Source organism: Nonomuraea sp. NPDC049269 (assembly GCF_043197155.1).
Taxonomy (GTDB): domain Bacteria; phylum Actinomycetota; class Actinomycetes; order Streptosporangiales; family Streptosporangiaceae; genus Nonomuraea.
Genome location: NZ_JBICSO010000010.1, coordinates 563,253 through 579,591, shown reverse-complemented (window position 1 = coordinate 579,591; position 16,339 = coordinate 563,253). Strand labels below are relative to the sequence as shown.

Below are 16,339 nucleotides of genomic sequence, written 5' to 3'. Positions count from 1 at the left end.
GGTCAATCTTTGATGCGTTTCATGGTGAGATGGGAGTCGACGCGGGAGACCGCGGGCAGCGGCAGGATCTGCCGGCTGAGGAAGGCCTCGTAGGCGATCGGGTCGGCGACCGCCACCCGGATGTAGTAGTCCGGACGGCTGAACATGCGCCTGAACTCCACGACCTCCTCCAGCGCCGCGACCCGGGACTCGAAGTCCTCCACGGTCTGCAGGTCGTTGACCGCGATCCACCGAGAGGACCACCTCCAGAGAACGGCCCAGGGCCGCGGGGCCTGGACTTCGCCCTGACCGCCCTGTCTGTGGTCCTGACGATCGACGCCTGGCGCGCCCAGCGGGATCTGCCCGCCCCCCTGCTGGCCGCGGCCGGCTTCGCCGTCGCCGTGCTCCTGACTCCCGGGCAGGTGCTGCCGACCGCGATGGCCCTGTTCACCGCGGGCCTGCTGATCCGCTACGCCTCCGGCCGCCGCCGTCGCAGTGCCGCACCCGATCACATCCGCCCTGCGCTCCCCGCCGCCGTCTCAGTCAGGGAAGGGTGAACACCCATGCCCAGCCCGCTCTACCTGGCCGCCGCCGTGGCCGTCAGCGCCGGCGTCACCTGGGGTCTGCGCGCCCTGCCGTTCGCCGTCCTGACCCCGCTGCGCCGCTCGGCCGTCCTGCGCTACCTCGCCTGCCAGATGCCCACCGGCATCATGCTGATCCTCACCTTGTACTCCCTGCGCGCGGTCCGCCCCGCCGGGCCGGCCGTCGTGCCCGCCGCCCTGGCCCTGGCCGTCGCGATCGGGCTGCACCTGAAAACCCGCAACGCCGTGATCAGCGTCCTGGGCGCGACCGCCGTGCACGCGGTGCTGTCCGCCCTCTGGCAGATCTGACGGGCGGCACTTGATCATTTCGGTGGTGGCTCGCTAGGGTTGGGCGCCTTTGCCTGATCCCCTCCACTCGTGCCCAAGGGTGTTCCCATGCGCCGTTACCGTTTCGGCAGAATCGCCGCGCTGTTCGCCGCCATCTATGTGGTCGCGGTCGTCCTGTCCGGCGTCCTCGCGCTGGCCACCGGCGACCCCGCGCTGCTCCGCGAGATCGTCACCGGCGGGTGGGACACGGACTTCATGCCCTACACCTGGTGGGTGGAGCTCCTCATGGTCGCGGGCGGAATCCTGCAGGGCTGGGCCTACTGGCAGGTGCTGCGCGGGCGGCCGATCGGCGCGGCGGCGGTCAACGAGAGGCCCGTCCGGTTGTTACGGGCGGCCATGTACCTCAGCGTCGCCTGCACGCTGCTGTATCGGCTGCCGATCCCGTACCAGTGGTGGTTCGGCCTGCCTTCCGACCTGCTCCAGGTCGCCATCGTCGGGCTGTTCTTCGTGGTACTCGCCGGGAGCCTGCCTCGATGGCTGCGGCTGCTCGGGCTCGTGGCGGGGCTGGCGAACGCCGCCATGGGCCTGGCCGCCACTTTCGCCTACGGCCTCGGCCAGTACGACATCGTGCCGTTCGTCTCTCCGTACCGGCTCGGCAACGTCGTCTACCTGCTGTGGCTGGTGCCGGTCCTGGCCGGCCAGGCCAGAGACACGCGCTGGACCCGAGGCACCGTGCGGATGGGCGGGGCCGCGGCGGCGCTGTCGCTGCTGTCGTCGGGTGGCAGTTCGATCGTCTCATTCGGCGGTTCCGGCGTTGACTACGATCTGTTGCTGCTCATGGTCCTGAGCATCCTGGGTGTCCTCGGGACGGTGTGGCAGGCCCGCTCCGCCCACGACCTGGGCGGCCCGATCCCCGTGCCGTCCCCGGCGCCTCCGGTCCAGGTCGCACCCGCGCGGGCGTGGCCCCTCGCCGCCGTGGCCGTGGTGCTCCCGGTGATCCCCGCGGCCGTCAACCTCGCGGACGGCATGCCCGTGTGGATCGGCCCCAGGGGCGCGGTCGACGACCTGTTCCACGGGCACGTGAGCTACCCGGCGACGGTGCTCTGGGTCGCCGTGGACCTGCTCGTCGGGGTCGGCGCCCCGGCCGTACTGGTCCTGGTCGCGGTCGTACGCAGGACCAGGCGGTTGCTGCGTGCCACGATGCTGCTCCTGGCCCTCGCCGCGGCGGCGGGGGTCGTCACCGCGCTCACCACGAAGTCCGAGGCGGACTGGCGGATCATCCCCGACATGACCGAGGAGCGGCTGGCCCTGTACCCGGACGGGCTGTTCGAGCCGGACGAGAAGGGCGACATCCTCTTCGGACTCTCCCCGCTGTGGTACAGCCTCGCGCTCGCCGCCTCCGCCTTCGTCCTGCTCGCCCTGTACGGCGCCCCGCCCGCCGCCCGCCTGCGCCACCACGTGCTCGTGACGGCCCTGGCCACCTCCGTGGTCCTGTGCTTCCTGCCGGCCGCCGACCAGTCACGCGGCCCGATCACCACGGCCGCGAGCTGTTCACCGCCCGAACCCTGGGAGAACGGAGTGGCCGAGGAGGAGCCCGCGCCGCTGACCGGTGTACGCGCCTTCATCTGCGCGGTACGTCAGCACAACGCCTTCGATTTCGCCGCCACCACGCCCGACCAGGTGCTGCTCGCCCACGGCCGTCGCCTGTGCGCCGCCTACACCCGCGACGACCCGCGCGAACTGGCCCGGCTGCAGGACACGGAAGGGGAGAACGTCCGTGACCTGAGCTGGGTGCTCGCCGGGATCTGCCCGGCCGCGAACGCGAAGGTCACGGCTGAAGCGGCCGCCGAGGATCGCGAATTCGACGAGACGATGGCCGAGGAGCGCCGCAAATGCGACGCCACCCCGAGTCACCGCCCCCTCATCAAGCCCGCCAAGGCGATCCGCCTCAAGGAGCCGGAGTGGCCCGAGGTGGGGCTGGACCTGTACGACGAATTCGCCGGCGAGGGCAAGAGCACGACAGCCGGCCCGGTCACCGCCGAGCCCGGCAGGGTGACGGTGAGCACGGATTCCGACCTGCACGTCTGTGTCACGCTGGAGACCTACCCGCGCCGCCCACCGGTCGAGACCAAGGGCTGGCAGGATGTGGTCGAGGTCGGCTACGCCAACCAGAGCGGCGAGATGAGCTTCATGGACGGCCTGAGCGGCACCGTCCTGCCCGACCTGTCGCTCAACGGCCGCAAGGGGCACTACCGGATCCGCGTGCACTTCGCCTGGTCTCCCTGGAAGGGCGAGAAGTACGGCACCCAGCGGCTGCTGATCATGGCGTACCCGGGACCGGGCGACCAGGTCACCACCTATCGCAAACCGCCGAAGCGCTGAATGCTGCTGGAGTACTAGTCCCAGGAGGGGAGAGCCGGACGAAGTACGGACCGTGGGTGGATGGCGGCGGGCGCGCGTTCTTGAACACTGGGCCAGGCCAATTCCCTGAAAGAAGGTCTGTCCGTGTTCGAACAGCTCTCCGATCGCACTTCGTCGATCGTTTTCATCGTCCTGACGCTCACGATCTCTCTGGGCACCGCCAACATCGCCGGAGGGCTCATCCTCGCCGTATCGCCGTTGCTCGTCGTGCTGGCGATGCTGCTCGTCATCACGCGAGAGGGCTATTCCCGGCCGGGGTGGCGCCGACTCGGCATGGGGCGGCTCGGCCTGCGGACCTGGCCGCTCGCGGTCGCCACCACCGCCGGCGTCTGCCTGCTCGCCACCGCGGGCGCCGTCGTGCTCGGCTTCGGCCGGTTCTCCGCGCCGCAGGGCGACTGGCCGCAGTCGGTGATCGCTCTGTCCATCACCGGGCCGATCCTGGCGTTCGCCGAGGAGATCGGCTGGCGGGGCTACCTGCAGCCACGGCTCGCGTTCTTGGGCGAGCGCTCGGCGATGCTGGTCGTCGGGCTGGTCTGGATCGCCTGGCACCTGCCGTACATCCTGCTCACGCCGTACTACCACAGCGAAGGGACCCGCAGCCTGGTGCTGCTGCTGTTCGGTGGCTCGGTGATCGCGTTCTCGTTCCTCTTCGGGTACCTGCGCGTCCTGTCCGGCAGCGTGTGGCCGGTCGTGCTGGCCCACTTCGCGCACAACGCCACTTTCGCCCTGCTGCTGGAGTACGCGGTCTCGACCGAGCAGCCTGTGGTGGTGCGTGAATACCTGGCTGGTGACACCGGGTTGTTCGTGCTCGCCGGCACGGCGGCCTGCGCCCTCGCGATCGGGATCAGTCGGTCAGTCCCTGTGCCTGCGCGAGGATGACCGCTTGCACCCGGTCACGTAGCTCGAGCTTGCGCAGCACCGAGCCGAGATGCGTCTTGACGGTCGATTCGGCCAGCTGCAGCCGCGCGGCGATCTCCGCGTTGGTGAGTCCCAGGCCGACCGAGGCGAGGATCTCGCGTTCGCGGGTGGTGAGACGCCCCAGCCTGGACTCGGCGGCGGGCGAGTGCTCGGCGGATGTGGTCACCGGCGGCGCGAGGACGAACGAGTCGATCAGGCGGCGTACGAGCCTCGGCGCGACAGGCGCCTCCCCGGCGGCGGCGGCCCGGATCGCCGCCAGCAGTTCCGCCGCGCCCGCGTCCTTGAGCAGGTAGCCGGCCGCGCCCGCTCGAAGGGCGGCGATGAGCAGCTCGTCGTCGTCGAACGTCGTCAGCATGACGACGTGTGGCGGGTCGGGTGTGGCCAGCAGCCGCCGGGTGGTCTCCACACCATCGAGACCTGGCATGCGAACGTCCATCAGGACGACGTCCGCACGGTGCTCGGGCCGCCGCAGGGCGTCGAGGGCCGTCTGCCCGTCGCCGGCCGATCCGACGACCCGCAGATCCGGGGTGGCGTCGAGGATCATCGCGAATCCGGTGCGTACCAGCTCCTGGTCGTCCACCAAGAAGACGCGGATGAGGTGCTGGGGAGTCATGGACTGGCGAGGCTCACAGGGCGCAGCGCGGGGACGGGGATCGTGGCGTCGACCACGAATCCGCGGCCAGGGCGTGGGCCCGCCTCCAGTGCTCCGCCCATGGCGCGCAAGCGCTCGCGCATTCCGTCGAGACCGTAGCCAGGTGGGGAGGCGGTCGCGTCGGCGCGACGGCTGCTGACGCCGTCGTCCTCGGCTCGAACCATGATCCCCCCTTGTGTCCTGGCGACGGTCACGTGCGCTGTGGCGTGCGGGCCGGCGTGCTTCAACACGTTCGTCAGTGCTTCCCGTACGACACGGAGCACAGTGAACCGTATCGCGGAGGGAACGTCGTCGAACACGGCCGGCTCGGCCTCCACATCCACGGCGAGTCCCGTCGCCCGTACCGAGTCCACGAGCTGCCGGAGCTCGGTGATCCCTAGCCGGGCCCCGTGCGGCTCGTCCGTCCCGTCGGCGTCGCGGAGCACCTCGATGACGCCACGCACCTCGGCCAGGGCCGACCGCGCGGTACGCCCGATGGTGGCGAAGACGCTTCCCGCGTCCCCGCGGTCCCAGGGCCGCGCGTGCTCGGCGGCGTACTCGGCACCGTCCGCCTGCACGATCACCACGGTGAGACAGCGTGCCCGCCGGGACGAGGGTTCAGCCATGCGCCTTTCCCGTTTCGGGAGAGTTGGGGGATGTCGAATCGATTCGACCTGGACGATAGGCGTCTCCTCGTCCGATGGTCAAGAGCCGTCAGGCGCGTGGCCGGGCGGGCCCGGTCGTGCCGCGGAGCGAGATCGGCGGGGCGGCCAGGAGGTGGCGGTGCGGGGTGCCGGGGTCGGCGATGCGCTGGATGAGCAGCTCGACGGCGCGGGCGCCCATCTCGTTCGCGGGTACGTCGGCGGCGGTCAGCGGGGGGTGCAGGCTCTCGGCCCAGTGCTGGGCGGCGACGCCGGCGATGGAGAAGTTCCCGGGCACGGTCAGGCCCGCTTCGTCCAGTGCGCGGTACATGCCGAAGACCGCCGCCTCGTTGATGGTGGCGATGGCGGTCAACTCCGGGTGCTCGTCGAGGAGTTGCCGAAGGCAGGACTGTCCGGCCTGGGCGTCGTCGCCGCAGCAGACCCGCACACCGTTCAGCCCGCGTTCGGCGACGGCCCGGTCGAAGCCGGCCTGCGCGCGGTGGCCGGGGCCGTACCCGGCGGCGACCAGTTCGGCGCTGCGATTGACCAGCGCCACCTGCCGGTGGCCGAGGTCGGCCAGGTGGTGGACGCATTTGGCGATGAGCGTCTCGTAGTCGATGTCCACCCAGGACATGTCCTCCGGGCGGCGGGTACGGCCGATGCCGACGAACGGCAGACCACTCCGCAGCAGCCGGGCGACCCGGTCGTCCTCCAGCCGGATCTCCATGAGGATGACGCCGTCCACGCGCCGGCCGGTGACGACGCGCTCGAAGGAGCGGTCGTGCTCGCCGCCCGAAGGTGACAGCAGAACGTCCAGGTCGGCGCGGGCGGCGGCGTCGACCACGCTGGCCACGAAGCCGAGCTGCATGTCGGTCAGGCGCTGGCTGGCCGGCGGGATGACCAGGCCGATGGTACGGGTGCGGCCCTCCTTCAGCGCCCTGGCGGCGGCGTTGGGCCGGTAGCCCAGCTCGTCGATGACCGTCTGGATGCGGCGCTTGGTCTCCTCCGACACCGGGCGCTTGCCGGTGAGCGCGTAGGAGACGGTGCTGCGCGACACGCCGGCCCGCTTGGCGATCTCTCCGATGTTCACCCGTGCTCCTCATCCGATCCGCCGGTCGGCGACCATCGTAGGTCGAATCGGTTCATGACGTGGTGCTCCGTGCCGCGGATGTGCCGCCTCGCACATCCCCATTGACTCGCGCGATGGAGCAGGCCTATGTTCGGTCGAACCGATTCGGCGAATCGATTCGACTTCGTTCGGAGGTCAGCTCAATGAGATCAGCGGCAAGGAGCCGGCGTGCGGCCGGCGTGGGTCTGGCGGTCCTGGCCGCCCTGGGCGGGCCGGTCGCCTGCTCGTCATCGTCCGGCGGCGTCGGCAGCGGTGCTTCGACGAGCGCGAGCCAGGCCGCCGGGGCCGGGACCTACACGATCTGGGACCCGTACCCGCAGTACGACAAGAGCTCGGAGTGGGTGAAGCTGCTGGACAAGTGCGGTAGCGACGCCGGGGTGAAGGTGGAGCGCACCGGTTACGACACCAGCGACCTGACGAACAAGGCGCTGCTGGCGGCCCAGCAGGGCAACTCGCCGGACGTGCTGATCGTGGACAATCCGGTGGTCTCCACGCTGGCCGAGGCCGGGGTGCTCACCACCACCGAGGAGAACAAGCTCGACGTCTCGGCGATCGCGCCGAACCTGCTGGCGGCCGGCCAGAGCGGCGGCAAGACCTACGGCGTCCCGATCGGTGCCAACACCCTCGCCCTGTACTACAACAAGGACGTGCTGAAGAAGGCCGGGGTGGACATCGCCTCGGTGAAGGACTGGGCCTCGCTGACGGCGGCGCTGGCGAAGGTGAAAGCGGCCGGCAAGAAGGGCATCACCTTCTCGGCGATCGGCACCGAGGAGGGCAGCTTCCAGTTCCTGCCCTGGTTCTGGGGCTCGGGCGCGAACCTCACCAAGCTGGACTCGCCTGAGGGCGTCTCGGCGGTCGCGCTGTGGGCGGACTGGCTCAAGAAGGGCTACGCCCCCAACTCCGTCATCAACAACACCCAGACGACCAGCTGGCAGGAGTTCGCCACCGGCGACTTCGCCTTCGCCGAGAACGGCACCTGGCAGCTCGCCAACGCCAAGAAGGCCGGCTTCGGCTACGGCATCGTCCCGGTTCCCGGCAAGGACGGCGGCACCGCGCCCGCTCCCACCGGCGGCGAGTTCGTCAGCATTCCCGTGCAGTCCGACACCGGCCGCTACACCACCGCCCAGAAGCTGGTGACCTGCCTGACCAGCGCCGACAACTCGCTCACCACGACGACCACCCTGTCCTACATCGCGCCCACCGAACAGGTGCAGGCCAAGCAGGTGGCGGCCACGCCCGACCTGCGGGTGTGGGTGGAGGCGGTCAAGGCGGCCAAGGGACGCACCAGCGACGACCTCGGCACCAAGTACCCGAAGATCTCCGAGCCCCTGTGGGGCGCGGTGCAGGCGGCGCTGAGCGGATCCAAGTCTCCTCAGGAGGCCATGGCCGCGGCGCAGTCGGCCGCGGCGAGCGCGATCCAGTAGCAGCATGAACCGAACCACACAGCGGTCCAGCCAGTGGGCGGCATGGGCGTTTCTCGCCCCGGTCGTGCTCTACCTGCTGGTGTTCTACGCCTATCCGCTCTACCGCAACGTCGAGCTGAGCCTGCGCGACTACACCGTGCGCTCCTTCGTGCGGGGCGACGCCCCGTTCGCCGGGTTCGCCAACTACGCCAAAGTGTTCGCCGATGCCACCTTCTGGCCCGCGCTGTGGCACACGGCGGTGTTCACCCTGGTCTCGCTGGCCTTCCAGTTCACCATCGGGCTCGCGCTGGCGTTGTTCTTCCTGACGAACTTCCGGCTGTCGGCCACGCTCAGGGGGTTGTTCCTGGTGCCGTGGCTGCTGCCGTTGATCGTGTCCGCCTCCACCTGGTCGTGGCTGCTCAACAGCGACTCCGGCGTGGTCAACGCGGTGCTGTCGGGGCTCGGGATCGGCCCGGTGAACTGGCTGACCTCGCCGGACTGGTCGCTGTGGTCGGTCATCATCGCCAACATCTGGATCGGCATCCCGTTCAACCTCGTCGTGCTGTACTCCGGGCTGCGGGCGATCTCGCCGGCCATCTACGAGGCCGCCGCGCTGGACGGGGCCAACGGCTGGCAGCGGTTCTGGCGGGTCACCTTCCCGCTGCTGCGCCCCGTGTCGGCGATCACGCTGCTGCTCGGCCTGGTCTACACGCTGAAGGTGTTCGACATCATCTGGATCATGACCAAGGGCGGGCCGAGCGGGGCCTCCACCACGTTCGCCACCTGGTCCTACCGGCTCGGGTTCGGCAACCTCGTGCCCTCGTTCGGGCCCGGAGCCGCCGTCGGGAACCTGCTCATCGTGGCGGCGCTGGTCTTCGGGCTGATCTACATCCGCGCGCAGCGCAGGCAGGCTCTGGCATGAGGCGCCTCAAGAGCGCGATCGGCCTGGTGCTCACGGCGGTGATGCTGTTCCCGATCTACTGGATGATCAACGTCTCGTTCACCCGCGATCAGGACATGCGTAAGACCCCGCCGAGCTGGTTCCCGGTCAACGGCACCCTGGACGGCTACCGGGCGGTGCTGGACCAGCAACTGCCCTACCTGGGCGTGAGTCTGGTCGTCGGGCTCGGCACGGTGGCGCTGACCCTGCTGCTCGCGGCGCCGGCGGCGTACTCGCTGGCCAAGCTGCGCCCACGTGGCGGTGGGGCATTAGGCTTCGTGCTGCTCATCGCGCAGATGATCCCCGGGATCATCATGGCGATGGGTTTCTACGCCATCTTCCTCACCACCGGCGTGCTCAACACCGTTCCCGGGCTGATCGTGGCCGACTCCACCCTCGCCGTGCCGTTCGCGGTGCTCATCCTGACCGCGTTCATGTCCGGCATCCCCGAGGAACTGCTGCAGGCGGCCCGCACCGACGGCGCCGGCGTGGTGCGCACGTTCACCTCGATCGTGCTGCCGGTCAGCCGCAACTCGATCATCACGGTGTCGCTGTTCGCCTTCCTGTGGGCGTGGTCGGACTTCATCTTCGCCAGCACCCTCGACCAGGGCGGCGACCACCAGCCCATCACGCTGGGCATCTACCACTACATCGGCAACAACAACCAGGAGTGGAACGCCATCATGGCCACCGCCGTGATCGCCTCCATCCCGGCCACCATCCTGCTCGTCGTCGCCCAGCGCTACGTCGCGGCAGGCGTCACCGCCGGTGCCGTAAAAGACTGAAGGGACCCTCACTTCATGACCGTCGCCGCTTCGGGCCCGGTGTTCTCCCTGCGGGAAATCCCGTTCAGCTACCGCGGATCCTGGTTCGGGTTCTCGCCCGTGGTGGCGGAGCAGACCTATGCCGAGGACGTGCATCTGGTCTCGCACCAGACCGGCATGCACGCGGTTCTGCGGCTGATCCCCGCCGTCGAGACCACCATCACCGCTACCCCGCACCAGCTCACCTGGAGCCGCGACGACGGCCGGATCGACCTGGTCTACGACAACGCCGACACCGTACGCGTCAAAGGCCGCGGCCTCGGGCTCCGCCTGCTGGCCGCCGACCCCGTACTGACGCCGTTCAGCGGCCCGTACTTCTACCAGGACCCCCGCGACGACTCCTACGTCTTCACCGTCTACCAGACCGGCCGCCGCTACCGGATCACCCTCGTCAGCGGGCGCGCCGACCACCTCGGCGCCCAGGCGCTCGGCACCGCCGAGCGCGGCGTCGTCCTGCCGGCCGACGAGACGTGGGAGATCGCCATCGAGGAGTACGAGACCGCGCGCGCCCCCTACGCGAGCACGGATGCCTTCGAACAGGTGGCCAAGGCGGCGCGGGCCGAGTTCGAGGCGTTCGTCGCGGCGGTCGCGCCCTGGCGCGGCGACCGCACTCCCGCCGCCGAACTGGCCGCCTACGTGCTGTGGTCGGCCACCGTGCGCCCCGCCGGGTTCGTCACCCGGCCGGCCGTGCTCATGTCCAAGCACTGGATGGACAAGGTGTGGAGCTGGGACCACTGCTTCAATGCCCTCGCCCTCGCCGACGGCCTGCCCGAGCTGGCCTGGGACCAGTTCCGGCTGCCCTTCGACCACCAGGACGCCGCGGGCGCGCTGCCCGACTCCATCACCCACTCCGAGATCCTCTACAACTTCGTCAAGCCGCCCATCCACGGCTGGGCCCTGCGCCACCTCCCGCCCGCGCCCGATCCGGGCGAGACCTATCGGCTGCTGGAACGCTGGACCACGTTCTGGCTCGACGCCCGCCGCGCCCCCGGGCGGGAGCTGCCGCACTACCAGCACGGCAACGACAGCGGCTGGGACAACGCCACCACCTTCGACCACGAGCGGGTCGTCGAGACCGCCGACCTGGCCTGTTTTCTCGTGCTGCAGCTGCGCCAGCTGGCCCGCCTGGCCACCGACCCGGACACGTCCGCCCGATGGAGCGAGCAGGCCGACCGGATGCGCGACGCCCTCCTCGCCGAGCTGTGGGACGGCGAACGATTCCGCGCACGGGGCGTGCGCTCCGGACGTACCCGGTCCAGCTCCAGCCTGCTCGACCTCATGCCGATCGCGCTGGGGGAGGAGCTGCCGAGACCCGTCCGTACGGCGCTGGCCGCCCGGATCGAGCAGCACCTGACCGCGTTCGGTCCCGCCACCGAGCTGCCCGCCTCCGAGCACTACCAGGACGACGGCTACTGGCGCGGCCCCATCTGGGCGCCCTCGACCGTACTGATCGAAGACGGCTTGCGTCGCGCCGGATACCCGGACCTGGCCGACGAGATCAGCGCCCGCTTCCGCGCGCTGTGCGAGAAGTCAGGCTTCGCCGAGAACTTCGACGCCCGCACCGGCGAGGGCCTGCGCGACCGCGCCTACACCTGGACGGCCAGCGCCTACCTCATCCTCGCCGCCGCCCACGAAAGGCGAACCAGACCGTGATCCGGCTTTGACAGGTCAGGGTCGAATGCGGGGCTGCGCCTGGGCGAGACGATCTGTGTGCCCGGCCTGGAGAATCGCACGGCCGCGCTCGATGCCCTCCTGGCCGCGGAAACCGTCCTCCTGGTGGGAGGCAACCGCATGCGCGGGTCAGCGCCTCGTGGCCGAACGCAGCATGCCGACTACTCCGCGCTCGCGAGTTCGCTCTCAAAGCGCTTGCGCAGCCCGTCCTTCTCGGGCTCGGGCAGCCAGCACGCCTCCACCCCGGCCAGCGCCATCGCGCGCAACCGCTCATCCGGTACGGCGAGCTGATCGGACAGGATCCGATACTCGTTCGCCAGCGACGTCGGGAACATCCCGGGATCGTCGGAAGCGGGAATGACGTTCAGCCCGGCCTCGAGCATCGCCGCGATCGACGCCCGCCGCCACGGCCGCCACGAGCGCCGCGAGGTGGTCGAGATGACGGTGAACGGGATCTGCTCGTCCCTGGCCCTGGCGACGACCTCGTCGTCCTCGAGTACGAAGTAGCCGTGGTCGATCCGGTCGCACCCGAGCACGTCGAGACAGGTGACCGTGTTGACGGCGACGGGCGCGTGCTCGGAGGAGTGAGCGGTACGGCGGAGCCCGGCCTCACCGGCCAGCCGGAAGGCGGCCTCGAACCGCTCGGGAGGCCCGGCGGTCTCCAGGTTGTCCAGCCCGATCCCCGCCACGTAGTCGTGCGGGTTGTCCACGACCGTGCGGATCCAGGAGAGCGCTTCTTCACCCGACGTGCTCCGGTCGACGGCCGCGATGAGCCGGCCCGACATGCCGAAGTCGCGTTCCGCCATCTTGATGCCCTCGGCGTACGCCTCGATCACCGTGGCGTAGCCGAGCTTCTCCTGATGCCCGGTCAGCGCGTCGAAGGAGAGCTCGAGATGCCTGGTCGCACTGGTCCGGTGGGCGTTCTCGAACGCCTCGTAGGTGATCCTGGTGAGATCGTCCGCCTCGCGCAGGACCTGCAGAACCCACGAGGACACCTGGAACAGCGAGTAGGAGACCTCGGGCTCGTCCGCGCTCCTGCCCTGCGGCACCGGGATCCGGGTGTTCAGGTAGAGCGCCGGGTCCGGCGGAAGCGAGTTCACATCCGCGTAGATCCGCTCGGGCGTGTCGGGCAGGTCGAGCCCCTCCCGCCTGGCCAGCTCGGCGAAGGTGGCGGCGCGTACGGTGCCGATGAGGTGGCAGTGCAGATCGACCTTGGGCATCCGGTCAAGGTTCACTTGCCGGCCACCTCGCGGGTGAAGCGGTCGACCCAGGTGGTGCGGGTGTCGACGAGCTGGGCGGGGTCGAGGGTCTTGAACCCGGCGGCCACGGGGTCCTTCGCCGCCTCGCCCGTCACCTTGGCGATGTCGGCCGGGATCTCGGCCTTCAGGTTCGTGGGCAGGTCACCGACGGCCTTCGCCATGGCGCTCTGCGTCTCGGCCGACAGCATGTAGTCGATGAACTTCGCCGCTCCCTGCTGGTTGCGCGCGCCCTTGGGGATCATCGCCCGGTTGGTGGCCATGTAGCGGCCCTTGGCGGGAGCCGTCCAGGCGATCGGCTCGCCCGAGGTGGCGAGCTTGGTGGCGAAGCCGCTCAGCGCGTCGGCGGCGACGATCTCGCCTTGGTTCAGCAGGTTCGTGACCTCGGTCGAGGAGGTGTAGAACTGCAGGACGTTCGGCGCCCAACCGGCCAGGGTCTTCAACGACGTGTCGATGTCGTAGGGGCCCTTGCCGTACGACTCACCCACCCCCGAGATCATGAGTTGCCCGGCGGTCACTGAAATATCGGGAAGCGCGACCTTTCCCTTGTTCGCCGGGTTCGCGAACAACGCCCAGTCGGCGGCCTGCTTCTGACTGAGCTTGCCGGTGTTGTAGATGATCCCGTTGAGCTGGTGGGTGTAGGCCGGCCCCTCGTACGCGCCCTCAGTCGCGAACGGCGCGAGCTCCTTGATGTTGGGCACATCGACCTTCTGGAAGAGGCCGTCCTTCTGCCCGAGCGCGGCGAAGTAGTCGGAGATCAGCACCACGTCCGCCTCCGGCTTGCCCTTGGTGAGCTTCAGCTTCGACAGCCGGTCGGAGTTGGACCCGGTGTCCAGCTCGACCTTGATCCCCGTCTGCTTGGTGAACGGAGTGACGACCGCCTGCTCGAACTCCTTCACCCCGAAGGGGAAGGTGCTGACGACGATGGTGTTCTGATCGGCCTGCTTCTCACCGGACCCGGAGCCGGAGCATCCGGCTGCGGCGAGCACTGTCAGGGCAGCGGCCAGTACGGCACGGCGCGTGGGCATGGGGTTCCTTCTTTCAGCGGAAATCGGCGGAGTTCAGCGGCGTTCAGCGGGGGAGGGGGACCAGATGGTCGTCCGGCGCGAGCACCGTGACGCTCGATCCGGGTGTCAGGGCGGTGCCGCTGCGTACGTCGGCGAGCAGCCTGACGGTCGCGCCCGACGGGTCGACCACGTCGAGGGAGACCAGCAGGTCGACGCCGCGGAAGGCCACGTCGACCACCGTGGCGTCCAGGCCGTGACCTTCCTCGGCGAGGCGCAGATGCTCGGGCCGGATGGTCAGCGGGGTGCCGTCGGCCGCGGTGAGGAAGTTCTCGTAGCCGAGGAACTCGGCGACGAAGCGGTCAGCCGGACGGGGGAAGACCTGCTGGGGAGAGCCCTGCTGCACGATCCTGCCCTCGTTCATGATGACCATCTCGTCGGACATCTCCAGCGCCTCGTCCTGGTCATGGGTGACGAGGATGACGGTCAGCTTGGTCTCCGCCTGGATGCGCCTGATCTCGGCCCGCATCTGGACGCGCAGGCGGGCGTCGAGGTTGGACAGCGGCTCGTCGAGCAGCAGGAGCTTGGGCCTGATCGCGATCGCCCTGGCCAGTGCCACCCGCTGCTGCTGCCCGCCAGAGAGCTTTTTCGGCTTGCGGTCGGCCAGGTGCGCGAGCCCGACGAGCTCGAGCGTCTCCATGACCCGTGACCGTCTCTCCGCGGCCGGCACCTTGCGCAGCTTGAGCCCGTAGCCGACGTTGTCGGCCACCGTCATGTGCGGGAACAGCGCGTACGACTGGAAGACCATCCCCAGATCCCGCTTCTCCGGCGGCGTGCGCGTGCTGTCGACCCCGTCGATGCGGATCGTCCCCGACGTCGGTGCCGAGTAGCCCGCGATCATCCTGAGCGTGGTGGTCTTACCGCAGCCGCTCGGCCCCAGCAGCGTCGTCAGCTTCCCCGATGGCACGGCGAGGTCGATCTCATCGACGGCGGTGAAGGAGCCGAACCTCTGGGTGACTCCGATCAGCTCGGCGGCGGCGGTCATTGGTTGATCCCTCCGAAGATCTTGGCGAATCCGACCGTGCGCTCGGCGATCACCGCGATGACCACGGTGGCGGCCAGGATGAGGGTGGAAGCGGCGGCGACCATCGGGTCATAGGACTGCTGCACGTAGTCGAGCATCGTCACCGGCAGCGTCCGGAAGTCGCGTCCCTGCAGCAGGAGCGACAGCGGCACGTTGTTGACGGACGTGACCATGCTGAGCAGCCCGGCGGAGAAGATCCCCGGCCGCAGGACCGGCAGCGTCACGTTGAAGAACGCCCGCAGCGGCGAGGCGCCGAGTCCCCGGGCGGCCTCCTCCAGCACGGGGTCGGCCAGCGCGAGCGAGGCGCCGGTCACGCGTACCGCATAAGGCAGCATCAGCGCCGTGTGCCCGACCAGCAGGGTGCTGAAGTTGTCCAGGTCCAGGCCGACCATCAGCTGCTGGAACAGCGCGAGGCCGACGACCAGCTCAGGGACGATGAGCGGCGACAGGAACAACCCCTCGACCAGGCCCTTACCGGGCAGCTTGCCACGGTGGACGGCGAGCGTGACCGGCACGCCGAGCAGCAGCGCGAGCACCGTGGCGAGGACGGCGAGCTCCAAGCTGGAGATCGCGGCCTCGATGAACGGCTCGTAGCCGAGCGCCTCGTCGAACCAGCGCAGCGAGATCCCGTCGGGCGGGAACCTCAGGGTGCTTCCCGCCGTGAAGGCGGTGGCGACCACGAAGATGATCGGCACGATCATGATGACGTAGCCGATGACCGCGAGCGCCGCCGTGATCGGCCGCTTCATGAGGTGGCCCCCTTCCGCCCGATCAGCGAGGACAGCCCGGAGACCAGGAAGACCAGGACCGTCATGATGAGCGCCGTCGCCGAGGCGGAGGCCCAGTCGACCGTGGTGCTGGCGTAGTTGAACAGCTGCGTGGAGAGCATCCGCTGGCTGGAGCCGCCGAGCAGATAGGGCGTGGTGTAAGCGGTGACGGAGCCCGCGAAGACCAGGGTGGCGGCCACCACGATGCCCGGCATGGTCAGCGGGATGACGATGTTCCACATCGTGCGGATCCTGCTCCCGCCGAGCCCGCGCGAGGCGTCGTCCAGGCCGGGATCGACCTGGGCGACGGCCGAGTAGCAGGAGATGATCGCCAGCGGCAGGAACAGCTGGGTGAGACCGAGGACGATCGCCAGCTTGGTGTAGAGCAGCTGCGGCGCCACGTCGACTATGCCGAGCTGGACGAGCAACTGGCCGAGCGCCCCCTTGGAGCCGAGGATCACCAGCCAGCCGAACGTCCGCACCACGTTGCTCAGCATCAGTGGGAAGATCGCCACTGCCAGGAAGACCCCGCTCCAGCGGGACGGCGAGCGGGCGAGCCAGTAGGCGATGGGAAAGCCGAGGACGACGCAGATGATCGTGACAGCCAGGGCCAGCCCGACCGTGCGCCCGATCACCTCAAGATCGTAGGGATCCGTGAGCATCTCGCCCAGGCGTGCGAAGATCTGGCTGGTCGGCACGTCCGGCGGCGCGAAGAGCATCGCGGCGGAGGGGATGAGGAAACCTGCCACGAGAAGGACGAGACCAGGCACCAGTAGAAAGGCCGATGTGCGGGAGATGTCGG

17 protein-coding genes are annotated in these 16,339 nt (G+C 69.5%); 8 read left to right on the top strand and 9 right to left on the bottom strand.

All coding sequences use genetic code 11. The features are described from left to right. Nucleotides 1-2: 2 nt before the first annotated feature. Nucleotides 3-203 carry an Lrp/AsnC ligand binding domain-containing protein gene (locus ACGFNP_RS49110; protein ID WP_358327800.1) on the bottom strand — a complete coding sequence of 67 codons (201 nt, stop codon included), beginning with the start codon at nucleotides 201-203 and terminating at the stop codon, nucleotides 3-5. A gap of 96 nt (nucleotides 204-299) precedes the next feature. Here ACGFNP_RS49110 and ACGFNP_RS49105 point away from each other — a divergent pair, with 96 nt between their 5' ends. The 4 genes from ACGFNP_RS49105 to ACGFNP_RS49090 all read left to right on the top strand — a co-directional run bounded on the left by ACGFNP_RS49105 (nucleotide 300) and on the right by ACGFNP_RS49090 (nucleotide 4,148). Further along, nucleotides 300-536, top strand: coding sequence for a hypothetical protein (locus tag ACGFNP_RS49105; protein WP_358327798.1), 237 nt, complete (start codon nucleotides 300-302; stop codon nucleotides 534-536). A gap of 6 nt (nucleotides 537-542) precedes the next feature. Then, a complete protein-coding gene (locus tag ACGFNP_RS49100) occupies nucleotides 543-869 on the top strand; it encodes an AzlD domain-containing protein (protein WP_393330035.1) in 327 nt (108 codons plus the stop codon). A gap of 87 nt (nucleotides 870-956) precedes the next feature. Beyond that, nucleotides 957-3,230 carry a hypothetical protein gene (locus ACGFNP_RS49095; RefSeq protein WP_393330033.1) on the top strand — a complete coding sequence of 758 codons (2,274 nt, stop codon included), beginning with the start codon at nucleotides 957-959 and terminating at the stop codon, nucleotides 3,228-3,230. A 123-nt stretch (nucleotides 3,231-3,353) separates the two neighbouring features. Further along, nucleotides 3,354-4,148, top strand: coding sequence for a type II CAAX prenyl endopeptidase Rce1 family protein (locus tag ACGFNP_RS49090; RefSeq protein WP_393330031.1), 795 nt, complete (start codon nucleotides 3,354-3,356; stop codon nucleotides 4,146-4,148). On the opposite strand, the gene ACGFNP_RS49085 is transcribed toward ACGFNP_RS49090, so the two are convergent. The 3 genes from ACGFNP_RS49085 to ACGFNP_RS49075 form a co-directional block, all read right to left on the bottom strand. Continuing rightward, nucleotides 4,114-4,800, bottom strand: coding sequence for a response regulator (locus ACGFNP_RS49085; RefSeq protein WP_393330029.1), 687 nt, complete (start codon nucleotides 4,798-4,800; stop codon nucleotides 4,114-4,116). The genes ACGFNP_RS49090 and ACGFNP_RS49085 overlap by 35 nt on opposite strands. Next, the gene (locus ACGFNP_RS49080; RefSeq protein ID WP_393330028.1) at nucleotides 4,797-5,444 is read right to left on the bottom strand and encodes a sensor histidine kinase; all 648 of its coding nucleotides are present in this window, start codon (nucleotides 5,442-5,444) and stop codon (nucleotides 4,797-4,799) included. Before ACGFNP_RS49080 ends, ACGFNP_RS49085 begins: the two co-directional genes overlap by 4 nt. 88 nt (nucleotides 5,445-5,532) lie before the next feature. Further along, entirely contained in the window at nucleotides 5,533-6,549 is a 1,017-nt protein-coding gene (locus ACGFNP_RS49075; protein WP_393330026.1) for a LacI family DNA-binding transcriptional regulator, read from the bottom strand. 182 nt (nucleotides 6,550-6,731) lie between these two features. Here ACGFNP_RS49075 and ACGFNP_RS49070 point away from each other — a divergent pair, with 182 nt between their 5' ends. The 4 genes from ACGFNP_RS49070 to ACGFNP_RS49055 are packed head-to-tail and all read left to right on the top strand — an operon-like array spanning nucleotide 6,732 to nucleotide 11,408. Next, nucleotides 6,732-8,012, top strand: coding sequence for an extracellular solute-binding protein (locus tag ACGFNP_RS49070; protein ID WP_393330024.1), 1,281 nt, complete (start codon nucleotides 6,732-6,734; stop codon nucleotides 8,010-8,012). A gap of 4 nt (nucleotides 8,013-8,016) precedes the next feature. Beyond that, entirely contained in the window at nucleotides 8,017-8,913 is an 897-nt protein-coding gene (locus ACGFNP_RS49065) for a sugar ABC transporter permease (protein WP_358327784.1), read from the top strand. After that, a complete protein-coding gene (locus ACGFNP_RS49060) occupies nucleotides 8,910-9,716 on the top strand; it encodes a carbohydrate ABC transporter permease (RefSeq protein WP_358327782.1) in 807 nt (268 codons plus the stop codon). The genes ACGFNP_RS49065 and ACGFNP_RS49060 overlap by 4 nt, the downstream gene beginning before the upstream one ends. 15 nt (nucleotides 9,717-9,731) lie before the next feature. Beyond that, nucleotides 9,732-11,408: an amylo-alpha-1,6-glucosidase gene (locus ACGFNP_RS49055; protein ID WP_393330022.1), complete on the top strand. Its 1,677-nt coding sequence runs from the start codon at nucleotides 9,732-9,734 to the stop codon at nucleotides 11,406-11,408. Nucleotides 11,409-11,587: 179 nt separating this feature from the next. On the opposite strand, the gene ACGFNP_RS49050 is transcribed toward ACGFNP_RS49055, so the two are convergent. From ACGFNP_RS49050 to ACGFNP_RS49030, 5 genes are read right to left on the bottom strand one after another with little or no spacing between them, the layout of a single operon-like run. Further along, nucleotides 11,588-12,661: an adenosine deaminase gene (locus ACGFNP_RS49050; RefSeq protein WP_393330020.1), complete on the bottom strand. Its 1,074-nt coding sequence runs from the start codon at nucleotides 12,659-12,661 to the stop codon at nucleotides 11,588-11,590. Continuing rightward, a complete protein-coding gene (locus ACGFNP_RS49045) occupies nucleotides 12,658-13,710 on the bottom strand; it encodes a polyamine ABC transporter substrate-binding protein (RefSeq protein WP_358327776.1) in 1,053 nt (350 codons plus the stop codon). Before ACGFNP_RS49045 ends, ACGFNP_RS49050 begins: the two co-directional genes overlap by 4 nt. 43 nt (nucleotides 13,711-13,753) lie before the next feature. After that, nucleotides 13,754-14,731, bottom strand: coding sequence for an ABC transporter ATP-binding protein (locus ACGFNP_RS49040; RefSeq protein WP_393330018.1), 978 nt, complete (start codon nucleotides 14,729-14,731; stop codon nucleotides 13,754-13,756). Next, nucleotides 14,728-15,519, bottom strand: a complete 792-nt coding sequence (locus ACGFNP_RS49035; RefSeq protein WP_393330016.1) for an ABC transporter permease — start codon at nucleotides 15,517-15,519, stop codon at nucleotides 14,728-14,730. Before ACGFNP_RS49035 ends, ACGFNP_RS49040 begins: the two co-directional genes overlap by 4 nt. Next, on the bottom strand, nucleotides 15,516-16,286 hold the full coding sequence (locus ACGFNP_RS49030) for an ABC transporter permease (RefSeq protein ID WP_358327770.1): 771 nt from the start codon (nucleotides 16,284-16,286) through the stop codon (nucleotides 15,516-15,518). Before ACGFNP_RS49030 ends, ACGFNP_RS49035 begins: the two co-directional genes overlap by 4 nt. Nucleotides 16,287-16,339: the final 53 nt, after the last annotated feature.

Bases quoted from the DNA above. Each gene is read 5' to 3' on its own strand.
- ACGFNP_RS49100 (WP_393330035.1), top strand. From the start codon at position 543: ATGCCCAGCCCGCTCTACCTGGCCGCCGCCGTGGCCGTCAGCGCCGGC.
- ACGFNP_RS49095 (WP_393330033.1), top strand. From the start codon at position 957: ATGCGCCGTTACCGTTTCGGCAGAATCGCCGCGCTGTTCGCCGCCATC.
- ACGFNP_RS49085 (WP_393330029.1), bottom strand. From the start codon at position 4,800: ATGACTCCCCAGCACCTCATCCGCGTCTTCTTGGTGGACGACCAGGAG.
- ACGFNP_RS49080 (WP_393330028.1), bottom strand. From the start codon at position 5,444: ATGGCTGAACCCTCGTCCCGGCGGGCACGCTGTCTCACCGTGGTGATC.
- ACGFNP_RS49070 (WP_393330024.1), top strand. From the start codon at position 6,732: ATGAGATCAGCGGCAAGGAGCCGGCGTGCGGCCGGCGTGGGTCTGGCG.
- ACGFNP_RS49065 (WP_358327784.1), top strand. From the start codon at position 8,017: ATGAACCGAACCACACAGCGGTCCAGCCAGTGGGCGGCATGGGCGTTT.
- ACGFNP_RS49060 (WP_358327782.1), top strand. From the start codon at position 8,910: ATGAGGCGCCTCAAGAGCGCGATCGGCCTGGTGCTCACGGCGGTGATG.
- ACGFNP_RS49055 (WP_393330022.1), top strand. From the start codon at position 9,732: ATGACCGTCGCCGCTTCGGGCCCGGTGTTCTCCCTGCGGGAAATCCCG.
- ACGFNP_RS49045 (WP_358327776.1), bottom strand. From the start codon at position 13,710: ATGCCCACGCGCCGTGCCGTACTGGCCGCTGCCCTGACAGTGCTCGCC.
- ACGFNP_RS49040 (WP_393330018.1), bottom strand. From the start codon at position 14,731: ATGACCGCCGCCGCCGAGCTGATCGGAGTCACCCAGAGGTTCGGCTCC.
- ACGFNP_RS49035 (WP_393330016.1), bottom strand. From the start codon at position 15,519: ATGAAGCGGCCGATCACGGCGGCGCTCGCGGTCATCGGCTACGTCATC.